Below are 21,665 nucleotides of genomic sequence, written 5' to 3'. Positions count from 1 at the left end.
AGCGGCTTCAGGCCTCGAACGGACGCGCGGGCCACGGCGCCTCCGCCGGACGCAGCGCGTCCAGCCCCTCGCCGTTCTGCGCGGCGACGAGCGAAAGGACGCCGACGACGAGGCAGTTGTTGTGCAGTTCGCCCGCCAGGACGCCCCGCACCAGCTCGTCGACCGGCACGCGCTCGTACTCCAGGTCGATCTCCTCGTGCTCGACCTCGAAGCGCTCGCCGTCCGCCTCGGACAGATCGCGGGCCAGGAAGATGCGCACGGCCTCGTCGCAGCCGCCGGGCGTGGTGTAGACGTCGGTCAGCACCCGCCAGTCCTCGGCCTTGACGTGGGCCTCCTCGTACAGCTCGCGCTGGGCGGCGTGCAGCGGGTTCTCGCCGGGGACGTCGAGCAGACCGGCCGGGATCTCCCACAGCTTCTGCCGCACGGGGTGACGGTACTGGCGGATGACCAGGACGCGCCCGGTGTCGTCGAGGGCGAGGACGGCGACCGAGCCGGGATGGACCTGGTAGTCGCGGCGGACGACCGAGCCGTCGGGCATGACGACCTCGTCCGTACGGACGGCGGTCTTGGCGCCCGTGAACGGGATCTCCGTCGACCGGATCTCCCACTCCGCGGAGGTGTCCTCGATGGTCATGCCCTGTCCTTCCCCATGTGCAAAAAGAAGCGGCCGGGACGCCCACCTTTTGAATGCGCGCGCCCCGGCCACCGTACAACTCTTGTGTCAGTCCGAATTCGCCTGCGCGCCCTCGGCCCGCTGACGCTCGACGGCCGCCTTCACCAGGCCCGCGAAGAGCGGGTGCGGCCGGGTCGGACGCGAGCGGAGCTCGGGGTGCGCCTGGGTGGCGACCAGGTAGGGGTGCACCTCACGGGGGTACTCCACGTACTCCACGAGCTTGCCGTCCGGCGAGGTGCCGGAGAACAGGATGCCCGCCTTCTTCTCCAGCTCCGCGCGGTAGGCGTTGTTGACCTCGTAGCGGTGACGGTGCCGCTCCTCGACGTACTCCTTGCCGTCGTACACCTCGCGCACGATGGAGCCCTCGGCCAGCTTGGCCGGGTACATGCCCAGGCGCATCGTTCCGCCCATGTCGCCCTCGCCGGCGACGATGTCCAGCTGCTCGGCCATGGTGGAGATGACCGGGTGGGCGGTGGCCGAGTCGAACTCGGTGGAGTTGGCGTCCGGGATGTCGGCCAGGTGGCGGGCGGCCTCGATCACGATGCACTGCAGGCCCAGGCAGAGGCCGAGCAGCGGGATCCGGTTCTCGCGGGCGTACTTGATCGCGCCGACCTTGCCGAGCACACCGCGGTCGCCGAAGCCGCCGGGGATGCAGATGCCGTCGACGTCCTCCAGCTGCGCCTTGGCGCCCGCCGGGGTCTTGCAGTCGTCGGAGGTGACCCACTTGATCTTGACGCGGGCCCGGTTGGCGAAGCCGCCGGCGCGCAGCGCCTCGGTGACCGAGAGGTAGGCGTCGGGCAGGTCGATGTACTTGCCGACCAGGGCCAGGGTGATCTCGTGGTCGGGGTTGTGGACGCGGTCGAGCAGGTCGTCCCAGGTCGTCCAGTCCACGTCGCGGAACGGCAGGTCCAGCTTGCGGACGACATAGGCGTCCAGGCCCTCGCCGTGCACGGTCTTCGGGATGTCGTAGATGGAGCGCGCGTCGGGGCAGGCGACCACCGCTGCCTCGTCGACGTCGCACATCAGCGAGATCTTCCGCTTGATCGCGGTGGGCACCTCGCGGTCGCAGCGCAACACGATCGCGTCCGGCTGGATACCGATGTTCCGCAGGGCCGCAACCGAGTGCTGGGTCGGCTTCGTCTTCAGCTCTCCCGACGGGCCGATGTAGGGCAGGAGGGAGATGTGGACGACGAAGACGTTGTCACGGCCGACCTCGTGCCGCACCTGGCGGACGGTCTCCAGGAACGGCAGCGACTCGATGTCGCCGACCGTGCCGCCGACCTCGGTGATCACGACGTCGACCTCGTCCGTCGCCATGCGGCGGATGCGGTGCTTGATCTCGTTGGTGATGTGCGGGATGACCTGCACGGTGTCGCCCAGGTACTCGCCGCGCCGCTCCTTGGCGATCACCGTCGAGTAGACCTGGCCGGTGGTGACGTTGGCCGAGCCGTCCAGGTCCCGGTCGAGGAAGCGCTCGTAGTGGCCGATGTCCAGGTCGGTCTCGGCGCCGTCGTTGGTGACGAACACCTCACCGTGCTGGAAGGGGTTCATCGTGCCCGGGTCCACGTTCAGGTACGGGTCGAGCTTCTGCATGACCACGCGCAGGCCCCGCGCCTTGAGCAGCATGCCAAGGCTGGAGGCGGTGAGGCCCTTGCCGAGCGAGGAGGCGACACCCCCGGTGACGAAGATGTGCTTGGTCGTCGAAGCTGTGCTGTTTCGAAAAGCAGCGGGCGGCATGGCCAAGAGGGGGCTCCCGTGGTCGCGGTTTGGGTTGCGGTTCCGGGGTTCTCTCGCCCACCGGTCCACGGGCTACCAGGGTATCAGCGAAGGCAGCCGATGGCTTCCGGGCACGCTCCGCACACGGGTCGCCACGGACGCACACGCTTTCAACTGTTTCCCCCTCGTTGCTCACCCGTTCGGCCGACGTGGGTTGCCCGGAGCGGCACACAGATCATCTACGTGCGTCGTATCCTGCTCGGACACTCGCTGCCGAGCCCGGCCGGGTACACGGCACCACCCCCGCCTGTAATCACCGGAACAACGAGAGCTCGTCAGTTCGTTGAGCATCAATTGTCGTTTTGCCACACGGCAGGCACGACTGCTTTGCTTCACCGCTCAACGACGCATTACAACGACCCCTTGACCGCAATAGCGACAGCCCCCTGCTGGGGGTGACGTGGCCGTTCGACTGGAGTTGCACGTGGCCGGGCGCATCGAAGACTACGCACTCATCGGAGACATGCAGACCGCTGCCCTGGTCTGCCGGGACGGCACGGTGGACTGGCTGTGCCTGCCCCGCTTCGACTCGCATGCCATCTTCGCCGGCCTGCTGGGCACCGAGGAGCACGGATTCTGGCGTCTGGGCCCCGCCCACGCCTCCGACGCCGAGCCCCCGACGGCGGCCCGGCGCGGCTACCGCGGCGACTCGCTGATCCTGGAATCCGAGTGGGACACCCCGCGCGGCACGGTCCGAGTGACGGATTTCATGCCCCCGCGTGACGGCGCCCCCCAGCTGATCCGCATCGTCGAGGGCGTCTCGGGCCGCGTGCCCATGCGCTCGGCCCTCCGGATGCGTTTCTCGTACGGCCGGGTCGTGCCCTGGGTGCACAAGCACGACGGCCGCACGGTCGCCGTGGCCGGCCCGGACTCGGTCTGGTACGACACCGAGTGCGAGACCTACGGCAAGTCGCTGACCACGTACTCGGACTTCACCGTCGCCCCGGGTGACCGGATCGCGTTCACGATCTCCTGGGAGCCCTCGCACAAGCAGCCGCCCGCGCTGCCGGACCCGGAGGGCTCGCTGCAGGCGACGGAGGACTTCTGGCGGGAGTGGGTCGAGCACTGCACCTACCACGGCCCGTACCGCGAAGCGGTGATCCGCTCGCTGATCACGCTGAAGGCGCTGACGTACGCCCCGACGGGCGGCATCGTCGCCGCGCCGACGACCTCCCTCCCGGAGGACATCGGCGGCGTCCGCAACTGGGACTACCGCTACACCTGGCTCCGGGACGCGGCCATCACGCTGTCCTCGCTGCTGCGCACCGGCTACCGCGAGGAGGCCCGCGCCTGGCGCGAGTGGCTGCTGCGCGCGGTCGCCGGCGACCCGGAGAACCTGCAGATCATGTACGGCATCGCGGGCGAGCGCGAGCTCGGCGAGGCCGAGCTGGACTGGCTGCCCGGCTACGAGAGCTCGGCGCCCGTGCGGGTCGGCAACGGCGCCGCCCACCAGCTCCAGCTCGACGTCTACGGCGAGGTCACCGAGGCCCTGCACCTGGGCCACATGACGGGCCTGGCCCGCAGCGACTACGCCTCCCTGCTCCAGCTGAAGCTGATCCGCTACCTGGAGCAGCACTGGGACGAGCCGGACGAGGGCATCTGGGAGGTGCGCGGCCCGCGCCGCCACTTCGTGCACTCCAAGGTCATGGCGTGGGTCGCCGTCGACCGCACCATCAAGCTCATCGAGTCCGGCGACGCCGACGGCCCGCTGGAGCGGTGGAAGGAGCTGCGCGACGAGATCCACCGGGACGTGTGCGAGAAGGGTTACGACAAGGAGCGCAACACCTTCACGCAGTCGTACGGCTCCAAGGAGCTGGACGCGTCGCTGCTGCTCATCCCGCAGATGGGCTTCCTGCCGCCGGACGACAAGCGCGTGATCGGCACGATCGAGGCGATCCAGCGCGAGCTGTCCACCGCGGACGGCTTCATCCTGCGCTACCCGACCGAGGGCGACAGCGAGGGCGTAGACGGCCTGCCCGGCGACGAGGGTGCCTTCCTGGCCTGCTCGTTCTGGATGGCGGACGACCTCGCGATGATCGGCCGGGTGGACGAGGCGCGGAAGCTGTTCGAGAAGCTGCTCTCGCTGCGCAACGACCTCGGCCTGCTCGCCGAGGAGTGGGACCCGCGCCTCAAGCGCCAGGTCGGCAACTTCCCGCAGGCCTTCAGCCACGTCCCGCTCATCGACACGGCCCTGCGCCTGACGGCCTCGGGAGCCTACGGGGGCTAGGCGCTCCGCTGGAAAGCCCGCGACGGGCCGTCGGTCGTCCGCGGCGACGTCGTGGCCGGTCGCGCCCACGCGGCGGGGCCGCAGCGAACGCAGCCCCGCGCTCCTTCGGGGCGCGCCCTGAGCTGTCCCGACGGCATCCGCGCAGGTAGCGTCCGCTCCATGGACAGCGGCATGGACAGCGGATTCGACACCCAGGGCGGCGGGATCACGGTGCAGCGGGCGCTGGAGCTGCCCGGTCTGCGCAGCGGTCTGCCCGAGGTCCTGGCGGGCGCCGACCGGCTGCGGCGGACCGTGCGCTGGGTGCACGCCGGCGAGGTGCCCAACATCGCCTCGCTGCTGAAGGGCGGCGAGCTGCTGCTGACCACGGGCTACGGGCTCGGCACCCGCCCGGCCGACCAGCGGGCGTTCGTGCGCACCCTGGCCGAGCGCGGCATCGCGGCCCTCGTGGTGGAACTCGGCCCCCGGTTCACCCGGCTGCCCGCCACGCTCGTCGACACGGCACGCGCGATGGGGCTGCCGCTGGTGCAGCTGCACCGTGAGGTGCCCTTCGTCACGGTGACGGAGGAGATCCACACCGAGATCGTCAACGGCCACTACGCGCTGCTGCAGCGGGCCGAGGAGGTGCACCGCCGCTGCACCGAGGCCCTGCTGGGCGGCGGCGGGGTCCCCCAGGTGCTGGGCATCCTGGCGGACTTCGGCGGCAACCCGGTCTTCCTGGAGACCCCGGACGGCCAGCTGCTGTACGCCGCCGGGGAGGGCCCCGAGGGCGCGGACCCGCTGCAGGTCTGGGAGGGGCTGCGCGGCCAGCACAAGGACGCCCCGCCGCCGTCGGGCTCGGTCCTCGTGGACGTGCCCGGGGGCGGGCCGGGAACGGGCTCGGTGCGGGCGCGCCTGGTGCTGCTTCCGGTGCGGGCGCCGCTGGTGACGGTGCACCGGATGGCGGCCGAACGGGCGGCGGGCATCCTGGCGGTCGTGCTGATGCAGGCCAGGCAGGAGGAGGAGCTCGCGGCGCGCGGCCGCGGCGACTTCCTGACCGACCTCGCCGAAGGCCGCATCACCGCCGAGGACGCGCCCGCGCAGGCGCGCGTGCTGGGCTTCAAGCCCGGCGGCAGCCCGCTGCTGCCGGTCGTGATGCGGCTGGGCGACACGCTGTCGCCGGGAGGCGGCTGGGCGGTGCTGGCGCGCGCCGTGTCCGAGGAGCTGGCCGCGGTCGGGGTGCCGGTGCTGCTGGGCGTACGGCCCGTGGAGGGCCGTGTCCTGGTGCTGCTGGGCCTGCGGTCGGAGTCGGAGCGGTCGGCGGTGGCGGACCGGGTGGCGGCGGCGCTGCGGGCGGGAGTGGAGCGGGCGGGCATGCGGCGGCCGGGGGCGCAGCCGCCGGTGGTGGTGGTCGGCGTCGCGGGCGGCTGGGCGGCGGCCTCGGCGGGGCTGCGGCACGCGGCGGAGACGGCCACGGCGGCCCAGGGGCTCACGGACCGGCCCTGGTACGACGCCCGCCGCCTCGACATCGACCTGCTGCTGTGGCGGCTGCGCGACCATCCCGACCTGGCCGCGTTCGTGGACCGTGCCATCGGCCCCCTGCGCGACCACGACAACCGTTCGAAGCCGCCTCTGCTGCCCACCCTGCAGACCTATCTGGCGCACGCCGGCCGCAAGGCGGAGACGGCCCGTGAACTCCACCTCAACCGCCAGACCCTGTACAACCGCCTCGCCAGGATCGGCGAGTTGCTCGGCACCGACCTCGACGACCCGCAGACGGTACTGGCATTGAGCCTGGCCCTGCGGGCCCGTCGGCACGTGCCCTAGGACGGCGCCTGGACGGGGCTCAGACGAGCGGCCGGGGCTGGGTCAACTCGTCGTAGACACTGAGCACCTGGGCGACCGTCTCGTCCTCGGTGGGCCAGGTGGCCGCCTGCCGGGTGCCGTTGTCCTTGAGCAGCTCGCAGCGCTTCGGGTCGGCGAGGAGCGCGGTCACGGCGTCGGCCAGGGCCTTCGCGTCGCCGTACGGGACCAGTTCGGCCGCGTCGCCGACGAGTTCGGGGATGCCGCCCACGCGGGTCGCGACGAGCGGCACGCGCGCGTGCAGGGCCGCCTGGGCGAACACGGACCGCGACTCCCAGCTGCTGGGCAGCAGCGCGAGGTCGGCGGCGGCGAGGAGGTCGCCCACGTCGTCGCGGCGCCCGATGAGCCGGACGGGCAGCTCCTCGTCCTCGATACGGCGCTGCAGCACAGCGCGCAGCGGGCCCTCTCCGGCGATCACGACGAGCGGCACCGGGTCGAGGCGCCGCCACCCGTGCACGGCGTCCAGGAGGGTGCGGTAACCGCGGTGCCGGTCCAGCGATCCGACGGCCATCAGCAACGGGCGTCCGGTCGCGCCGAGTTCGGCCCGAAGCTTGGAGCCGGCCCGCTCCGGGTCGTCCTGCTCCGCCGGCCGGGGCGGCAAGGGCAGGGCTACGGCGGCCAGGCGCGCGTCCCGGGCGCCGGAGCCGCGGGCCCGGTCGACGAGGTCGGAGGTGGTCCCCAGAACCACCGTGGCGGCCTTCACGACCCGCCGCTCCAGCAGGCGCAGCAAATGGGCCCGGGCGCCTTCGGCGTGCGCCCGGTTGTGCCACGTGACGACGAACGGGGTGCGCCGGCCGCCGAGCGCGAGCACGGCGCGGAAGGAGGCGTGCAACCCGTGCGCGTGCACCAGGTCGGCGTTCCTGCACGCCTCCCGCAGCACGGCCACGGACGCCGGGTCGCTGCTGCGCGGCACGTGCACGTGCTCGGCGCCGGCGCCGGTGAAGTCGTAGAGACGGTCGGCCTCGGCGGGGGCGCACACCGTGACGCGTACGCCCCTCGCGACGAGCCCGGAGGCCAGCGAACGCACATGCGCGCTGCTGCCGGCGTTGCCGCCGCCCAGCACCTGCACGGTGCGCAGCGGCGACTGGCCGTGCGGCGGATGGCTGCTCACGGGGCTCACGCGGCCGGGGCTCCTGGTTCGGCGTCGGGCGGTCACGAAGAAGGTACAGAAGGACCGGGCTGAGGGGATGTACCGCGCGGTTTCCTCCACGCTCTACGCCAAGGATGCCAGTACGTACGGGTGTTCCGGCAACGCGAAAGTGCTTGAGAACGCACGGAAACCGGGGTGGGGTCACTCACACGGGTGAGGACGGGGTGGTTCCGGGTGGGGCGGTGAAGGATCCGTGACGGTGTCGGGGCCGCCGGGAGCACATGAGCCAGTGCGGGCGCCCGGTCGGGCCGGATGCCCCCGGCGAGCGGATCGCGCGGGCGCACCGCCGCCGCCCGACGGCACCGGCGCACGCCCCCGGCCGCCCGCCCCGCCCACCCGCGGATCGGCCCACTTCAGGTCCGGCCCCGCTAGACGTCGGCGCGGGCCGTGGCCAGCAGCTCCTCGGCGTGTGCCCGAGCCGTCTCCGAGTCCTCCTGGCCGGCCAGCATCCGGGACAACTCCCGTACGCGGTCCTCACCTTCGAGGACCTTCACGCCTGACCGCGTGACGGAGCCGTCGTTCGTCTTCTCCACCAGCAACTGCCGGTCGGCGAAGGCGGCCACCTGCGGCAGGTGGGTCACGACCACGACCTGCGCGCTCTTCGCCAGCCGGGCGAGGCGCCGCCCGATCTCGACGGCCGCCTTGCCGCCGACACCGGCGTCGACCTCGTCGAAGAGATACGTCGGCACGGGGTCCGTCCCCGCGAACACGACCTCGACGGCGAGCATCACGCGCGAGAGCTCACCGCCGGAGGCGCCCTTGGCGATGGGCCGCGGCGGCGCCCCCGGGTGCGGGGCGAGCAGCAGCTCGACCTCGTCGACGCCGGACGGCCCGTAGGCGACGGTGCGTCCGCCGACCTCCACGCCCTCCGGGTCCTCGGTCTGCCGCAGTTCGAAGGACACGCGCGCGTGCGGCATCGCGAGCGAGGCCAGCTCGGCCGTCACGGCCGCCGCGAACCGTTCGGCGGCCTCCGCCCGCGCGTCGGTCAACGCCTGGGCGAGCCCGCCCAGTTCTGCCCGCAGCGCGTCCCGCTCGGCGGTCAGTTCGCCGATCCGCTCGTCGTCGCCGTCCAGCTCGGTCAGTCGCGCGGCGCTGCGCTCGGCCCACGCCAGAACGGAGTTGACGTCCTCGCCGTACTTCCGGGTCAGTGCGGTGAGCGCGGCCCGCCGTTCCTCGACGGCCGCCAGCCGCAGCGGGTCGGCGTCCAGGTCGTCGGCGTACCCGGCCAGCTCCCCCGCCACGTCGCCCAGCAGGATGCCGATCTCCCCGATCCGGTCGGCGAGCGCGGACAGCGCCGGGTCGTGCGAACGCACGGCGTCCAGCGCCCGCTGGGCGCCCGCGACGAGGGTCGCGGCGTCGATGCCCTCGGGGTCCTCGGGATTCCCGGCGAGGGCGGCGTGAGCGGCCGTGGCGGCGGACGACAGCGCCTCGGCGTGCCCGAGTCGCTCCGCCTCCTCGGACAGCTCGACGTCCTCCCCGGCCCGCGGCTCGACCCCGGCGATCTCGTCGAGCCCGTAGCGCAGCAGGTCGGCCTCCTGGGCCCGCTCACGCGCGCGTGTGACGATCTCCTCCAGCTCGACCGACACGGCCCGCAGCCGCCGGTAGGCCTCGCCGTACTTGGCGAGCGGCCCGGCGACCGCGTCGCCCGCGTACCGGTCCAGCGCCTGCCGCTGCCGGGACAGCTTCAGCAGCCCCTGCTGATCGGTCTGCCCGTGCACGGCCACGAGGTCGTCGGCGAGGTCGGCGAGCAGCCCGACCGGCACGCTCCGCCCGCCCACATGGGCCCGCGACCGCCCCTCGGCGGAGACGGTGCGGCTGATCAGCAGCGCACCGTCGTCCAGTTCGGCCCCGGCCTCCTCGGCCCGCACGACGGCCGCGGCACCCGCGGCCACCGAGATCCGCCCCTCGACCACGGCCCTGTCGGCCCCGATCCGCACGAGCGCAGGGTCGGCGCGCCCTCCCAGGAGAAGCCCGAGGCTGGTGACCACCATGGTCTTGCCCGCACCCGTCTCACCGGTGACAGCGGTGAACCCGGGCGACAGCTCGACGACCGCGTCATCAATGACGCCGAGGGACCGTATCCGCATCTCTTCCAGCACGATGAAGACCTTACGAGGTCGGGGCGGGCGAGTGCGAGGTGCCCTTGTCACCCGGGGGAGTGTCACGCCCCGAGGGGCGCGGGGAACTGCGCGAGCGACCACAAAACACCCGCACCCGCCGACGATCGGTCACCGCCCGGGCCCTAGTGCGGAGCGCCCCGCCACCCCGAGACCGGCAGGGCGAACTTCGCCACCAGCCGATCCGTGAACGACGCGTGGTGCAACCGGGCCAGCCGCACCGGCACGGCCCCCCGCCGCACCTCGACCCTGGCCCCCGGCGGCAGCTCCACCGTCCGCCGCCCGTCGCACCACAGCACACCCGGCGGGATGTGCGGCAGCACCTCCACCGCCAGCACCGAGTCCGGCGAGGTCACCAGCGGCTTGGCGAACAGGGCGTGCGCGCTGATCGGCACCATCAGCAGCGCCTCGACCTCGGGCCACACCACGGGCCCGCCCGCGGAGAAGGCGTAGGCGGTCGACCCGGTCGGGGTGGAGAGCACGATCCCGTCGCACCCGAACCCGGTGACGGGCCGCCCGTCGATCTCCAGCACGACTTCCAGGAGCTTCTCGGCGCCGGCCTTCTGCACGGCCGCCTCGTTCAGCGCCCAGTCGGTGTGCACGATGTCCCCGTTCTGGTGAACGACGACGTCGACGGTCATGCGCTCCTCGACCTCGTAGGCCTTGGTCACGACCCGGTCGACGACCTTGTCGAGGTCGTCCCGCTCGGCCTCGGCCAGGAAGCCGACCCGCCCGAGGTTGACGCCGAGCATGGGCACGCCGGACGCGCGGGCGAACTCGGCGCCCCGCAGCAGCGTCCCGTCCCCGCCGAGCACGATCAGCAGCTCGCACCCGTCGAGGCACTGCGGAGTCGCTTCCTTGACCAGCTGTACCTCGTCCGGCAGCGGCAGGTCGGCGGCCTCGTACTCCAGCACACGGACGCCGATGCCCTCGCGCAGCAGGCCCTTCACCACCAGCTCGGCACTGCGGATGGCCGCCGGCCGGCCCGTGTGGGCGAGGAGGAAAACAGTACGAGCTCGGTTCTGACTCAACGCGGCCCCTCCGCCACTGCTCGGTCGACATCGGCCGGGTCCAGTTCGGCTGCTCCGGCCCGCAGCCACAGAAAGTACTCGACATTCCCGGACGGTCCGGGCAGCGGACTGGCGGTGACACCCCGCACCCCGAGCCCGAGTTCCCACGCCTTGTGGGCCACCCCCCGCACGGCCTCCGCCCGCAGTTGCGGACTCCGCACGACTCCCCCGCTTCCAAGCCGCTCCTTGCCCACCTCGAACTGCGGCTTGACCATCATCACCAGGTCGGCGTCCGGCTTCACGCACCGCACGAGGGCCGGCAGCACCAGCCCCAGCGGGATGAAGGACAGATCGCCCACGACAAGATCCACAGGTTCCCCATCGATCGCTTCAAGCGTCAACTCGCGTACGTTCGTACGGTCCTTGACGGTGACGCGTTCATCGCTCTGCAGAGTCCACGCGAGTTGGCCGTAACCGACGTCCACGGCGACGACGTGCGCGGCCCCCGAGCGCAGCAGCACGTCTGTGAATCCGCCGGTGGAGGCGCCGGCGTCGAGCGCCCGCCGCCCCTCCACCACGAGCCCCTGCGGCACGAACGCCCGCAGGGCACCCGCAAGCTTGTGCCCACCCCGGGAGACGTAGTCGGGATCGCCGTCGTCGGCGGTGACGACGATCGCGGCCGCGGTCTCCACCTGTGTGGCCGGCTTGGTCGCGACGGTCTTGCCGACGCTGACCCGCCCGGCCGCGATCAGCTGACTCGCGTGCTCACGCGAGCGCGCGAGCTTACGGCGGACCAGCTCCGCGTCCAGACGGCGACGTGCGACTCCTGCCACGTTCGGTTCAGCTCCTGTTGCCATACGAGGGTGAAGGCGTCCTCGTGTCGTACGACGGCGAGGGCGCCGGGGGTCCCGGGCGCGCGTCGAGCGCGGTGAGCGCGTCGCGCAGCCCTCGGTGTACATCCTCGTACACCTCGACGTGTCCGTCCGTGGCGAGGTGGTCGGCGTCGCCGAGCCGCTCCAGCAGGGCATCGACCTCGGCGTTGCCGGTGGGGGTGCGGGGCACGTCCAGGGCGGCGGGGGCGGCGGGGTCGTACTCCGGTTCGACCTCGGGCCGCTCCTGCTCCGGTACGGCCTCGGGCACAGAGTCGCTCATGCCCAGACGCTACATCGAAGCCCTGGGGTACCGTCGATCGCGATGGCAACGATCGAGGAGTGCCGTACGGCACTCGAGAAGCTCTCGGACAACATGCGGGGCGCCGAGGGCGACGTCCGCGCGGCCGCCGCCCTGGACCGCTCGGTGAGCTGCCGGATCACCGACCTGGACGTGACCTTCGTCGGCCGGATGACCGGCGGCCGGATCACCGTCGACGAGGTCCTGCAGGGGCCGCCGCGGGAGAAGGCCCAGATCAGGCTCTCGATGGCAGGCGACGACCTGGTGGGCCTGGTGGACGGCGAGCTGAACTTCGCGCGCGCCTGGGGTTCGGGCCGGGTGAGGCTGGAGGCGAGCCTGGTCGACCTGTTCCGTCTCAGGAAGCTTCTGTAGTCACCGACGCGCGTGCCTTGCGCGCCGCGGGCACGACGAGCGGGGTCCCCGTCTCCGGGTCGTCGATGACCTGGCAGCGCAGGCCGAAGACCTCCTCGACCAGCTCGGCCGTGACGATGTCGTTCGGCGTGCCCTCGGCGACGACCCGGCCGCTCTTGAGCGCGATCAGATGGGTGGCGTAGCGGGCGGCGTGGTTGAGGTCGTGCAGCACGGCGACCAGGGTCCGCCCCTGTTCCTCGTGCAGTTCGGCGCACAGGTCGAGGACGTCGATCTGGTGCTGGATGTCGAGGTAGGTGGTCGGCTCGTCGAGCAGCAGCAGCTGTGTCTGCTGGGCGAGCGCCATCGCGATCCACACGCGCTGCCGCTGACCGCCGGACAGCTCGTCCACGTACCGGTCGGCGAGCTCGGCGACGCCCGTGCGCGCCATGGACTCGCGCACGACCCGCTCGTCCTCGGCCGACCACTGGCGCAGGAGGCCCTGGTGCGGGTACCGGCCGCGGCCGACGAGGTCGCCGACGGTGATCCCGTCGGGCGCGATCGACGACTGCGGCAGCAGCCCCAGGGTCCGCGCGACCTTCTTCGCGGGCATCGCATGGATGACCTGCCCGTCGAGCAGCACCCGGCCCCGGCTCGGCTTCAGCATCCGCGACAGGGACCGCAGCAGCGTGGACTTGCCGCACGCGTTCGGGCCGACGATCACGGTGAAGGAGTGGTCGGGGATCTCCACCGAGAGCTGCTCGGCGATGACCCGCTGGTCGTAGGCGAGGGTGACGTTCTCGGCGGACAGGCGGTTCACTGTGCTCCTTGGGGTGTACGTGTTCTGCGGGCCGCTCATATCCGCCCCGCCCTGCGCTCGGCGACCAGCAGCCACAGCAGGTAGCCGCCGCCGAGGACGCCGGTGACCACGCCGACGGGCAGCTGGTCGGCGCCGAAGGCCCGCTGGGATGCCCAGTCGGCGGTGACCAGCAGGGCGGCGCCCATGCACAGGGACGGCAGCAGGTTCGGACCCGGTGAGCGGGTCAGGCGGCGGGCGAGCTGCGGGGCGGTGAGCGAGACGAAGCCGACCGGGCCGGCCGCGGCTGTCGCCGTGGCGACGAGCAGGACGGCGGCCACCATCAGCAACGCCCGTACGCGCTCCACGCGCACCCCGAGGGCGTGGGAGACGTCGTCGCCCATCTCCATCATCCGCAGGCCGCGTCCGTTGGCGAGGACGAGCGGCACGAGCACGGCGCACAGCACGAGCAGCGGCCAGACCTGGTCCCAGTCACGGCCGTTGAGGGACCCGGTCATCCAGACGAGCGCGCGGGCCGCGTCGACGATGTCGGAGACGGTGAGCAGATAGCCGTTGACCGCCGTGACGATCGCGGAGACGCCGATACCGACCAGTACGAGCCGGTAGCCGTGCACACCCCGCTTCCAGGCCAGCAGGTAGATGGCGAGGCCGGTCGCGAGTCCGCCCACGAGCGCGCCGAGGGTGACCTGGGCCGCGCTGCCGGAGAACAGCACGATCATCACCAGTGCCCCGGCCGTCGCGCCCTGTCCGAGGCCGAGCACGTCCGGGCTGCCCAGCGGGTTGCGGGTGACGGCCTGGAACAGGGCCCCGCCGAGCCCGAGCGAGGCGCCGACCAGCAGCCCGACCAGCACCCTGGGCAGCCGTAGCTCGTTGACGATGAACTCCTGGCCCGCGTTGCCGTCGCCGAGCAGCGTCCTCACGACGTCGCCGGCCGGGATGGGGAAGTCGCCGGTGCCGATGAGCACGACGCTCGCGGCCAGCGCGGCGAGCAGCAGGAGGACGACGACGGTGACGGCACGGACGTCCAGGCGCAGGGAGAGCCCGCCCGGGGCCCTGAGCACACGGTGGTTCCTCACAGCTGGGCCGTCCTCCGCCGTCGTACCAGAAGGATGAAGACGGGCCCGCCGACGAGCGCGGTGATGATGCCGACCTGAAGCTCCGCCGGGCGGGCGACGACGCGGCCGACGACGTCGGCGCCGAGCAGCAGCACGGGCGACAGGATCGTCGCGTACGGCAGGATCCAGCGCAGGTCGGGACCGGTGAAGGACCGTACGGCGTGCGGGACCATGAGCCCGACGAACGCGATCGGCCCGCACGCGGCGGTCGCCGCCCCGCACAGCACGGTCGCCGCCAGCATGGACAGCGCCCGCGTGCGGTTGAGGTCGGCGCCGAGGGCCCTGGCGGTGTCGTCGCCCAGCGCCACGGCGTTCAGCGGCCGGGCGAGGCCGAGGGCCAGCAGCGTGCCGGCCACGAAGAACGGCAGCACCTGGGTGATCGTCGAATCGGTGGCCGAGGACAGCGAACCGACCGTCCAGAAACGCATCTTGCCCAGCGCCGCCTGGTCCGTGATCATCACGGCCTGCAGATAGCCGTAGAGCGCGGCGCTGATCGCGGTGCCGGCGAGCGCGAGCCGCACCGGCGTGGCGCCCCGGCTGCCGCCCAGGAACCAGACGAGCGCCCCGACCGCCGCGGCCCCGAGGAACGCGAACCACACATAGCCGCTCAGGCTGGTGACACCGAGGTAGGTGATCGCAGTGACGACCGCGGCCGACGCGCCGGCGTTGATGCCGAGCAGCCCGGGGTCGGCCAGCGGATTGCGGGTGAGCGCCTGGAGCACGGCCCCGGACAGGCCGAGCGCGGCACCGGCGAGCAGTCCGAGGACGGTGCGCGAGAGCCGCTCGTCGACGACGACGTCCCCGTAGGTTCCCGTGTCCTGGAACAGGCCGTGCCACACCTGCCCCACGGACAGCCCCTTCGCCCCGATCGCGATGCTCGCCGAGGCGACCAGCACCAGGACCAGGACGGCGACCAGGAGCCCAAAGACACGGACCACCCGGCGGGTTGGGGGCGCGGGGGCGGTCTCCGCGCACTGCTCTGGAGGACTGTCGACCAACACGAGGTTAGGTTAGCCTACCCTCGCATCGCCGATCGATTCCCGGTGTTCAGAACCCCAGCCGCGCCAGCGCCTTCCCCGGGTCCAGCTCGCACACACCCTCACCGGCCGCCGTCCAGGCCGCCGCGCACAGCGCCCGCAGCCCGTCCAACGCCTCGCCCTCTCCGTCCAGTTCGAGGCGCTCCGCACCGGCGACTGCCGTCCACCCTCCGCACCGGAAGCCGCCGTCCGCCTCCTCGACCTCCGGCTGGCCCGTCAGCAGCCCGCGCAGATCGGCGTCGACAAACGTCGGCCGGTGCTGCGGCGGCGCGGCCAGCAGCTGGGCGCCGTCGGTGACGCCGGTCAGGACGAGCAGGGAGTCGACCTCCCCGTTGAACGCCCCCTCGATGTCCGTGTCCAGCCGGTCCCCGACCACCAGCGGCCGCTCGGCGCCGGTCCGCAGGATGGTCTCCCGGTGCATGGGGGGCAACGGCTTGCCCGCCACCTGCGGTTCGGCGCCGGTCGCGATGCGCACGACCTCCACCGCCGCGCCGTTGCCCGGCGCGATCCCGCGGGCGCCCGGAATCGTCAGGTCGGTGTTGGAGGCGTACCAGGGCACTCCGCGCGCGACGGCGTAGGAGGCCTCCGCGAACCGCCCCCACGGCAACTCGGGGCCGCCGTACCCCTGCACGACCGCCACCGGATCGTCGTCCGCCGACTCCACGGGCTCCAGCCCGCGCTCCCGCAACGCGACCCGCAGCCCCTCGCCGCCGATCACCAGCACCCGCGCGCCGGCCGGTACCTGCTCGCTGATCAGCCGCGCCACCGCCTGCGCGGAGGTGATGACGTCGTCGGCCCCCGTCGGTATCCCCAGCTCGGTCAGGTGGGCGGCCACCGAGTCCGGGGTCCGCAGCGCGTTGTTGGTGACGTAGGCGAGATGCATCCCGCCGGCGCGAGCGGTCGCCAGCGACTCGACCGCGTGCGCGATGGCGTCGCCACCCGCGTACACCACACCGTCCAGGTCGAGCAGCGCCGTGTCGTACGCCTCGCTCAGGGCCCGCTCACTGCCCGCGGGACTCGTCCTGACGCTCTGGCTCATTCCGCATCGCTCCTCGTTCGACGGCTTTCCCCCGATCATCCCTCATGCCACCGACACACGTACGATGCCGGGATGAACACAGCAGGTCACTCGGAAGCGACGGCGCGCCGGGGCCTGGAACTGACCCCGTTCCGAGGCCTTCGCTACGACCCGGACCGGGTCGGCAGCCTCTCCGCGGTGACGTCCCCGCCGTACGACGTCGTCGTACGCCCCGACGGCCTGCACCACCTCCAGGACGCCGACCCGTACAACATCGTCCGGCTGATCCTCCCGCAGGCCCCCACCCCCGCCGACCGCAACGAGCAGGCGTCCGACACCCTGCGCCGCTGGCAGGCCGAGGGCGTCCTGACCACCGACCCCGAACCGGGCCTGTACGTCTACGAACAGCGGCACGCCGACGGCATGCTGCAACGCGGCATCATCGGCGCCCTGCGCGTCTCGGATCCCGCGGAGGGCGTGGTCCTGCCGCACGAGGACGTCATGCCGCACGTGGTCGCCGACCGGGCGGCCCTGATGCGCGCCACCTCCGCGAACCTGGAACCCCTGCTCCTGACCTACCGCGGCAACGGCTCGACGGCCACCACGGCCGACGTGGTGGAACGCCTCGCCGACAAGCCCCCACTGCTGTCCACCACCACCGAGGACGGCTACAACCACCGCCTGTGGTCGGTCACCGACCCGTCCGACGTGACCCGCATCCAGTCCGAACTGGCCCGGCACCAGGCCCTGATCGCCGACGGTCACCACCGCTGGGCGACCTACCGCCGTCTACGCGCGGAGCACCCCTCCCCCAGCCCCTGGGACTACGGCCTGGTCCTCCTGGTCGACACGGCCCGCTACCCGCTGCGCGTCCGCGCCATCCACCGCCTCCTGCACGCCCTCCCGGTCACGGACGCGCTGGCCGCCGTGGAGGGCCTGTTCCGGGTACGACGGCTCGACGTGCCGCTGGCCGAGGCGCTCGAGGTCCTCGCCGACGCCGCCTGCGCGGGCAACGCCTTCCTCCTGGCCGGCGACGGCGCCTTCCACCTGCTGGACCGCCCGGACCCGGGCCTCCTGGCCCGTACGATCCCCGCCGACCGCCCCGCGGCCTGGCGCACGCTGGACGCCACGGTCCTGCACGCCACGCTCCTCGACCACGTCTGGCGCATCCCGGAGGACTCGCCGGCCCACATCGCCTACATCCACGACACGGCTGCGACGGTCGCCAAGGCGGAACGCGACGGCGGTACGGCGGTCCTGATGCATCCCGTCCGCGAGGAGGTCGTCCGCGACCTGGCCCGGCAGGGCGTGACGATGCCCCGCAAGTCGACGTCGTTCGGCCCGAAACCGGCCTCGGGCCTGGTGCTGCGCGCGCTGGAGTCCTGACACACGAAGGGGCGGGACCGCATGCGGTCCCGCCCCTTGGCACAGGTCAGTCCTTGTCGTCCTCGACCTCGACGCGCTCCGCGTCGCCGCCGTCGCTCGCGTCCCTGTCGTCGGTGTCGTCGGTGTCTTCGCTGTCGTCGCTGTCGTCGCTGTCGTCGAAGGCATCGACGAACTCGACGCCGTCCAGCTCCGCGAGCCGGTCCGAGGCGTCCGTGCTGCCGTCCCGGTCGGCCTCGACGGCCTTCGCGAACCACTCGCGGGCCTCGCCCTCACGACCGGCGGCGAGCAGTGCGTCGGCGTAGGCGTACCTGAGCCGCGCGGTCCACGGCTGGACGGAGTTGGAGGCGAGCTCGGGGCTCTGCAGCGTCACGATGGCCGCGTCGAGCTGGCCCATGTCACGCCGGGCGCCGGCCGCGACGAGCCGCATCTCGACCTGCCCCGCCTTGTCGAGCTTGTGCACCTCGGGCGCCCCGGCCATCTCCAGCGCCTTCTCGGGCCGCCCGAGTCCACGCTCGCAGTCGGCCATGACCGGCCACAGCTCGGCACTGCCGGTCATCCGCCGAGCGGCCCGGAACTCGGCGAGCGCCTCGGAGTACTTCTGGTTCGCGTACGCCGCGAACCCGCCCGCCTCTCGTACGGCGGCCACGCGCGACGCCAGCCGCAGGGCGACCTTGGAGTAGGCGTACGCGCCCTCGGGGTCCTCGTCGATGAGCCGGGCGACCATCACCAGGTTCTTGGCGACGTCCTCGGCGAGCGTCTTCGGCAGGCTCTGCAGCTCCTGCCGTACGTCCTTGTCGATCTCGTCGCCGGTGACGTCCTCGGGGATCGGCAGCCTCTTGATGGGCTCCCGGTCCCCACGGTCCCGATCCCGCTCGTCCCGGAAACGCCCGCCACCACGGCGGTCGTCCCGGCGGTCGTCGCGGCCACGGAAGCCGCCGGGGCGTCCGCCGCGGTCGTCCCGACGGTCGTCGCGACCGCGGAAGCCACCGGGGCGTCCACCTCGGTCGTCACGGCGGTCGTCACGGCGGTCGTCCCGGCCGCGGAAGCCACCGCGGTCACCGCGGTTGTCGTCGCGACGGAATCCGCCACGGTCACTGTCCCGACGCTCACCGCGGTCGTCGCGGCGGAAGGCGGGGCGGTCGTCACGCCGATCGTCACGGCGGTCGTCCCGACGGTCGTCCCGGCGGAAGGTCGGACGGTCGCCACGGTCATCGCGACGGAAGCCCCGGTCGCGGTCACGGTCGTCCCGGCGCGGTCCACGGTCGCGGTCGTCACGCTGGAACGCGGGACGGGAACCACGATCCCGGTCGTCCCGACGATCGTCGCGCCGGCCGTAACCACCACCACCACGATTGTCGTCACGGCGGAAGCCACCGCGGTCATCACGACGGTCGTCACGGCGGTCGTCCCGACGGTCGTCCCGACGGAAGGCCGGACGGTCGCCACGGTCATCGCCGCGCCGATCGTCGCGCCGGCCGTACCCGCCACCACGGTTGTCGTCACGGCGGAAGCCGCCACGATCGTCACGGCGATCGTCACGGCGGAAGGCCGGACGGTCGCCGCGGTCGTCCCGGCGCGGTCCACGGTCGCGGTCGTCACGCTGGAACGCGGGACGGGAACCACGATCCCGGTCGTCCCGACGATCGTCGCGCCGGCCGTAACCACCACCACCACGATTGTCGTCACGGCGGAAGCCGCCACGGTCACTGTCCCGACGCTCGCCGCGGTCATCACCGCGTCGGTCGTCGCGCCGGCCGTAGCCGCCGCCACGGTTGTCGTCACGGCGGAAGCCACCACGGTCACCGCGGTCGGAGCCGCCGCGGTAACCACCACGGCTGCCTCGGTCGCCACTGTCCCGTCGCCGCTGGTCGCGCTCCGGTCGGTCGTCGGGAGAGTTGGTGGACATGGGTGACTCCTGTCTTCGGTACCGCAAGCATTGTAAAAACAAAAGGACCCCTGGTCCCAGCTGAACGCTGGGACCAGGGGTCCTCCAAAGATTGTTCGGCGGCGTCCTACTCTCCCACAGGGTCCCCCCTGCAGTACCATCGGCGCTGTAAGGCTTAGCTTCCGGGTTCGAAATGTAACCGGGCGTTTCCCTCACGCTATAACCACCGAAACCCTAATGGTTTCGAGCGAACAAGCACACTTTTCTGTTATGCGTTCTGCTCTGTACCGGCAACGGTCGTTGCCTCAGAACTAACACAGTGGACGCGAGCAACTGAGGACAAGCCCTCGGCCTATTAGTACCGGTCACCTCCACACGTTACCGTGCTTCCAGATCCGGCCTATCAACCCAGTCGTCTACTGGGAGCCTTACCCCATCAAGTGGGTGGGAGTCCTCATCTCGAAGCAGGCTTCCCGCTTAGATGCTTTCAGCGGTTATCCCTCCCGAACGTAGCCAACCAGCCATGCCCTTGGCAGGACAACTGGCACACCAGAGGTTCGTCCGTCCCGGTCCTCTCGTACTAGGGACAGCCCTTCTCAAGACTCCTACGCGCACAGCGGATAGGGACCGAACTGTCTCACGACGTTCTAAACCCAGCTCGCGTACCGCTTTAATGGGCGAACAGCCCAACCCTTGGGACCGACTCCAGCCCCAGGATGCGACGAGCCGACATCGAGGTGCCAAACCATCCCGTCGATATGGACTCTTGGGGAAGATCAGCCTGTTATCCCCGGGGTACCTTTTATCCGTTGAGCGACGGCGCTTCCACAAGCCACCGCCGGATCACTAGTCCCGACTTTCGTCCCTGCTCGACCCGTCGGTCTCACAGTCAAGCTCCCTTGTGCACTTACACTCAACACCTGATTGCCAACCAGGCTGAGGGAACCTTTGGGCGCCTCCGTTACTCTTTAGGAGGCAACCGCCCCAGTTAAACTACCCATCAGACACTGTCCCTGATCCGGATCACGGACCCAGGTTAGACATCCAGCACGACCAGACTGGTATTTCAACGACGACTCACCGCGAACTGGCGTCCGCGTTTCAAAGTCTCCCAGCTATCCTACACAAGCCGAACCGAACACCAATATCAAACTGTAGTAAAGGTCCCGGGGTCTTTCCGTCCTGCTGCGCGAAACGAGCATCTTTACTCGTAGTGCAATTTCACCGGGCCTATGGTTGAGACAGTCGAGAAGTCGTTACGCCATTCGTGCAGGTCGGAACTTACCCGACAAGGAATTTCGCTACCTTAGGATGGTTATAGTTACCACCGCCGTTTACTGGCGCTTAAGTTCTCAGCTTCGCCCCACCGAAATGGAGCTAACCGGTCCCCTTAACGTTCCAGCACCGGGCAGGCGTCAGTCCGTATACATCGCCTTACGGCTTCGCACGGACCTGTGTTTTTAGTAAACAGTCGCTTCTCGCTGGTCTCTGCGGCCACCCCCAGCTCACCGTGTAAAACGGATCACCGAGTGTGGCCCCCCTTCTCCCGAAGTTACGGGGGCATTTTGCCGAGTTCCTTAACCATAGTTCACCCGAACGCCTCGGTATTCTCTACCTGACCACCTGAGTCGGTTTAGGGTACGGGCCGCCATGAAACTCGCTAGAGGCTTTTCTCGACAGCATAGGATCATCCACTTCACCACAATCGGCTCGGCATCAGGTCTCAGACACATGAGCGGCGGATTTGCCTACCACTCGTCCTACACCCTTACCCCGGGACAACCACCGCCCGGGATGGACTACCTTCCTGCGTCACCCCATCACTCACCTACTACCAGCTCGGGTCACCGGCTCCACCACTCCGACCTCGTCCGAAGACTCAGCCGGCGGCTTCACGGGCTTAGCATCACTGGATTCAATGTTTGACGCTTCACAGCGGGTACCGGAATATCAACCGGTTATCCATCGACTACGCCTGTCGGCCTCGCCTTAGGTCCCGACTTACCCTGGGCAGATCAGCTTGACCCAGGAACCCTTAGTCAATCGGCGCAAACGTTTCTCACGTTTGTATCGCTACTCATGCCTGCATTCTCACTC

The 21,665-nt window shown here is 71.1% G+C and carries 17 protein-coding genes and 2 rRNA genes (1 of these 19 only partly in view); 4 read left to right on the top strand and 15 right to left on the bottom strand.

The window, feature by feature from the left end; translation table 11 throughout:
• Positions 1-7 precede the first annotated feature (7 nt).
• Together ACQF4J_RS35290 and ACQF4J_RS35285 are read right to left on the bottom strand one after the other, a co-directional pair.
• Positions 8-634 (bottom strand): NUDIX hydrolase, encoded by a 627-nt coding sequence (locus ACQF4J_RS35290; protein WP_351574461.1) that lies wholly within the window; start codon positions 632-634, stop codon positions 8-10.
• Between the two features lie 87 nt (positions 635-721).
• A complete protein-coding gene (locus ACQF4J_RS35285; RefSeq protein ID WP_351574668.1) occupies positions 722-2,410 on the bottom strand; it encodes a CTP synthase in 1,689 nt (562 codons plus the stop codon).
• Between the two features lie 463 nt (positions 2,411-2,873).
• Between ACQF4J_RS35285 and ACQF4J_RS35280 the strand changes: the two genes are divergently transcribed.
• The gene (locus tag ACQF4J_RS35280; RefSeq protein WP_351574665.1) at positions 2,874-4,676 is read left to right on the top strand and encodes a glycoside hydrolase family 15 protein; all 1,803 of its coding nucleotides are present in this window, start codon (positions 2,874-2,876) and stop codon (positions 4,674-4,676) included.
• Between the two features lie 159 nt (positions 4,677-4,835).
• Positions 4,836-6,479, top strand: a complete 1,644-nt coding sequence (locus ACQF4J_RS35275; protein WP_351803561.1) for a PucR family transcriptional regulator — start codon at positions 4,836-4,838, stop codon at positions 6,477-6,479.
• Between the two features lie 19 nt (positions 6,480-6,498).
• Here the strand turns inward: ACQF4J_RS35275 and ACQF4J_RS35270 are convergent, their stop codons facing one another.
• The 5 genes from ACQF4J_RS35270 to ACQF4J_RS35250 all read right to left on the bottom strand — a co-directional run bounded on the left by ACQF4J_RS35270 (position 6,499) and on the right by ACQF4J_RS35250 (position 11,944).
• Positions 6,499-7,635 (bottom strand): glycosyltransferase family 4 protein, encoded by a 1,137-nt coding sequence (locus tag ACQF4J_RS35270; RefSeq protein WP_351574455.1) that lies wholly within the window; start codon positions 7,633-7,635, stop codon positions 6,499-6,501.
• Positions 7,636-8,033: 398 nt separating this feature from the next.
• Positions 8,034-9,752: a DNA repair protein RecN gene (gene recN / locus ACQF4J_RS35265; protein WP_351574662.1), complete on the bottom strand. Its 1,719-nt coding sequence runs from the start codon at positions 9,750-9,752 to the stop codon at positions 8,034-8,036.
• 155 nt (positions 9,753-9,907) lie between these two features.
• Positions 9,908-10,813, bottom strand: coding sequence for an NAD kinase (locus ACQF4J_RS35260; RefSeq protein ID WP_058926191.1), 906 nt, complete (start codon positions 10,811-10,813; stop codon positions 9,908-9,910).
• Positions 10,810-11,625 (bottom strand): TlyA family RNA methyltransferase, encoded by an 816-nt coding sequence (locus tag ACQF4J_RS35255; protein WP_351574452.1) that lies wholly within the window; start codon positions 11,623-11,625, stop codon positions 10,810-10,812. Before ACQF4J_RS35255 ends, ACQF4J_RS35260 begins: the two co-directional genes overlap by 4 nt.
• A 7-nt stretch (positions 11,626-11,632) precedes the next feature.
• Positions 11,633-11,944 (bottom strand): hypothetical protein, encoded by a 312-nt coding sequence (locus ACQF4J_RS35250; RefSeq protein WP_351574449.1) that lies wholly within the window; start codon positions 11,942-11,944, stop codon positions 11,633-11,635.
• Between the two features lie 42 nt (positions 11,945-11,986).
• On the opposite strand from ACQF4J_RS35250, the gene ACQF4J_RS35245 reads away from it, so the two are divergent.
• Entirely contained in the window at positions 11,987-12,334 is a 348-nt protein-coding gene (locus tag ACQF4J_RS35245; RefSeq protein ID WP_351574446.1) for an SCP2 sterol-binding domain-containing protein, read from the top strand.
• On the opposite strand, the gene ACQF4J_RS35240 is transcribed toward ACQF4J_RS35245, so the two are convergent.
• Genes ACQF4J_RS35240 through ACQF4J_RS35225 form a run of 4 tightly spaced genes read right to left on the bottom strand, consistent with a single transcriptional unit; the run spans position 12,318 to position 16,318 of the window.
• The gene (locus tag ACQF4J_RS35240) at positions 12,318-13,169 is read right to left on the bottom strand and encodes an ABC transporter ATP-binding protein (RefSeq protein ID WP_427167630.1); all 852 of its coding nucleotides are present in this window, start codon (positions 13,167-13,169) and stop codon (positions 12,318-12,320) included. The genes ACQF4J_RS35245 and ACQF4J_RS35240 overlap by 17 nt on opposite strands.
• The gene (locus tag ACQF4J_RS35235) at positions 13,166-14,188 is read right to left on the bottom strand and encodes a FecCD family ABC transporter permease (protein WP_427167629.1); all 1,023 of its coding nucleotides are present in this window, start codon (positions 14,186-14,188) and stop codon (positions 13,166-13,168) included. Before ACQF4J_RS35235 ends, ACQF4J_RS35240 begins: the two co-directional genes overlap by 4 nt.
• 11 nt (positions 14,189-14,199) lie before the next feature.
• Complete coding sequence (locus tag ACQF4J_RS35230) at positions 14,200-15,243, bottom strand: FecCD family ABC transporter permease (protein WP_427167628.1); 1,044 nt, start codon at positions 15,241-15,243, stop codon at positions 14,200-14,202.
• Positions 15,244-15,289: 46 nt separating this feature from the next.
• Positions 15,290-16,318: an HAD hydrolase-like protein gene (locus ACQF4J_RS35225; RefSeq protein WP_351574434.1), complete on the bottom strand. Its 1,029-nt coding sequence runs from the start codon at positions 16,316-16,318 to the stop codon at positions 15,290-15,292.
• A 72-nt stretch (positions 16,319-16,390) separates the two neighbouring features.
• Between ACQF4J_RS35225 and ACQF4J_RS35220 the strand changes: the two genes are divergently transcribed.
• On the top strand, positions 16,391-17,683 hold the full coding sequence (locus ACQF4J_RS35220; RefSeq protein WP_427167627.1) for a DUF1015 domain-containing protein: 1,293 nt from the start codon (positions 16,391-16,393) through the stop codon (positions 17,681-17,683).
• Between the two features lie 46 nt (positions 17,684-17,729).
• Here ACQF4J_RS35220 and ACQF4J_RS35215 read toward each other — a convergent pair whose 3' ends face one another.
• The 4 genes from ACQF4J_RS35215 to ACQF4J_RS35200 form a co-directional block, all read right to left on the bottom strand.
• Positions 17,730-18,515, bottom strand: a complete 786-nt coding sequence (locus tag ACQF4J_RS35215; protein ID WP_427168660.1) for a hypothetical protein — start codon at positions 18,513-18,515, stop codon at positions 17,730-17,732.
• Positions 18,407-19,534, bottom strand: coding sequence for a hypothetical protein (locus tag ACQF4J_RS35210; protein ID WP_427168659.1), 1,128 nt, complete (start codon positions 19,532-19,534; stop codon positions 18,407-18,409). Before ACQF4J_RS35210 ends, ACQF4J_RS35215 begins: the two co-directional genes overlap by 109 nt.
• A 148-nt stretch (positions 19,535-19,682) precedes the next feature.
• Positions 19,683-19,799 (bottom strand): 5S ribosomal RNA (gene rrf / locus ACQF4J_RS35205).
• 104 nt (positions 19,800-19,903) lie between these two features.
• A 23S ribosomal RNA gene (locus tag ACQF4J_RS35200) occupies positions 19,904-21,665 on the bottom strand (it continues 1,360 nt past the right edge of the window).

Origin of the sequence: Streptomyces sp. C1-1 (assembly GCF_050214755.1) — a bacterium.
In the GTDB taxonomy this organism is placed as follows: Bacteria; Actinomycetota; Actinomycetes; order Streptomycetales; family Streptomycetaceae; genus Streptomyces.
This window is presented reverse-complemented; position numbering and strand designations above follow the sequence as displayed.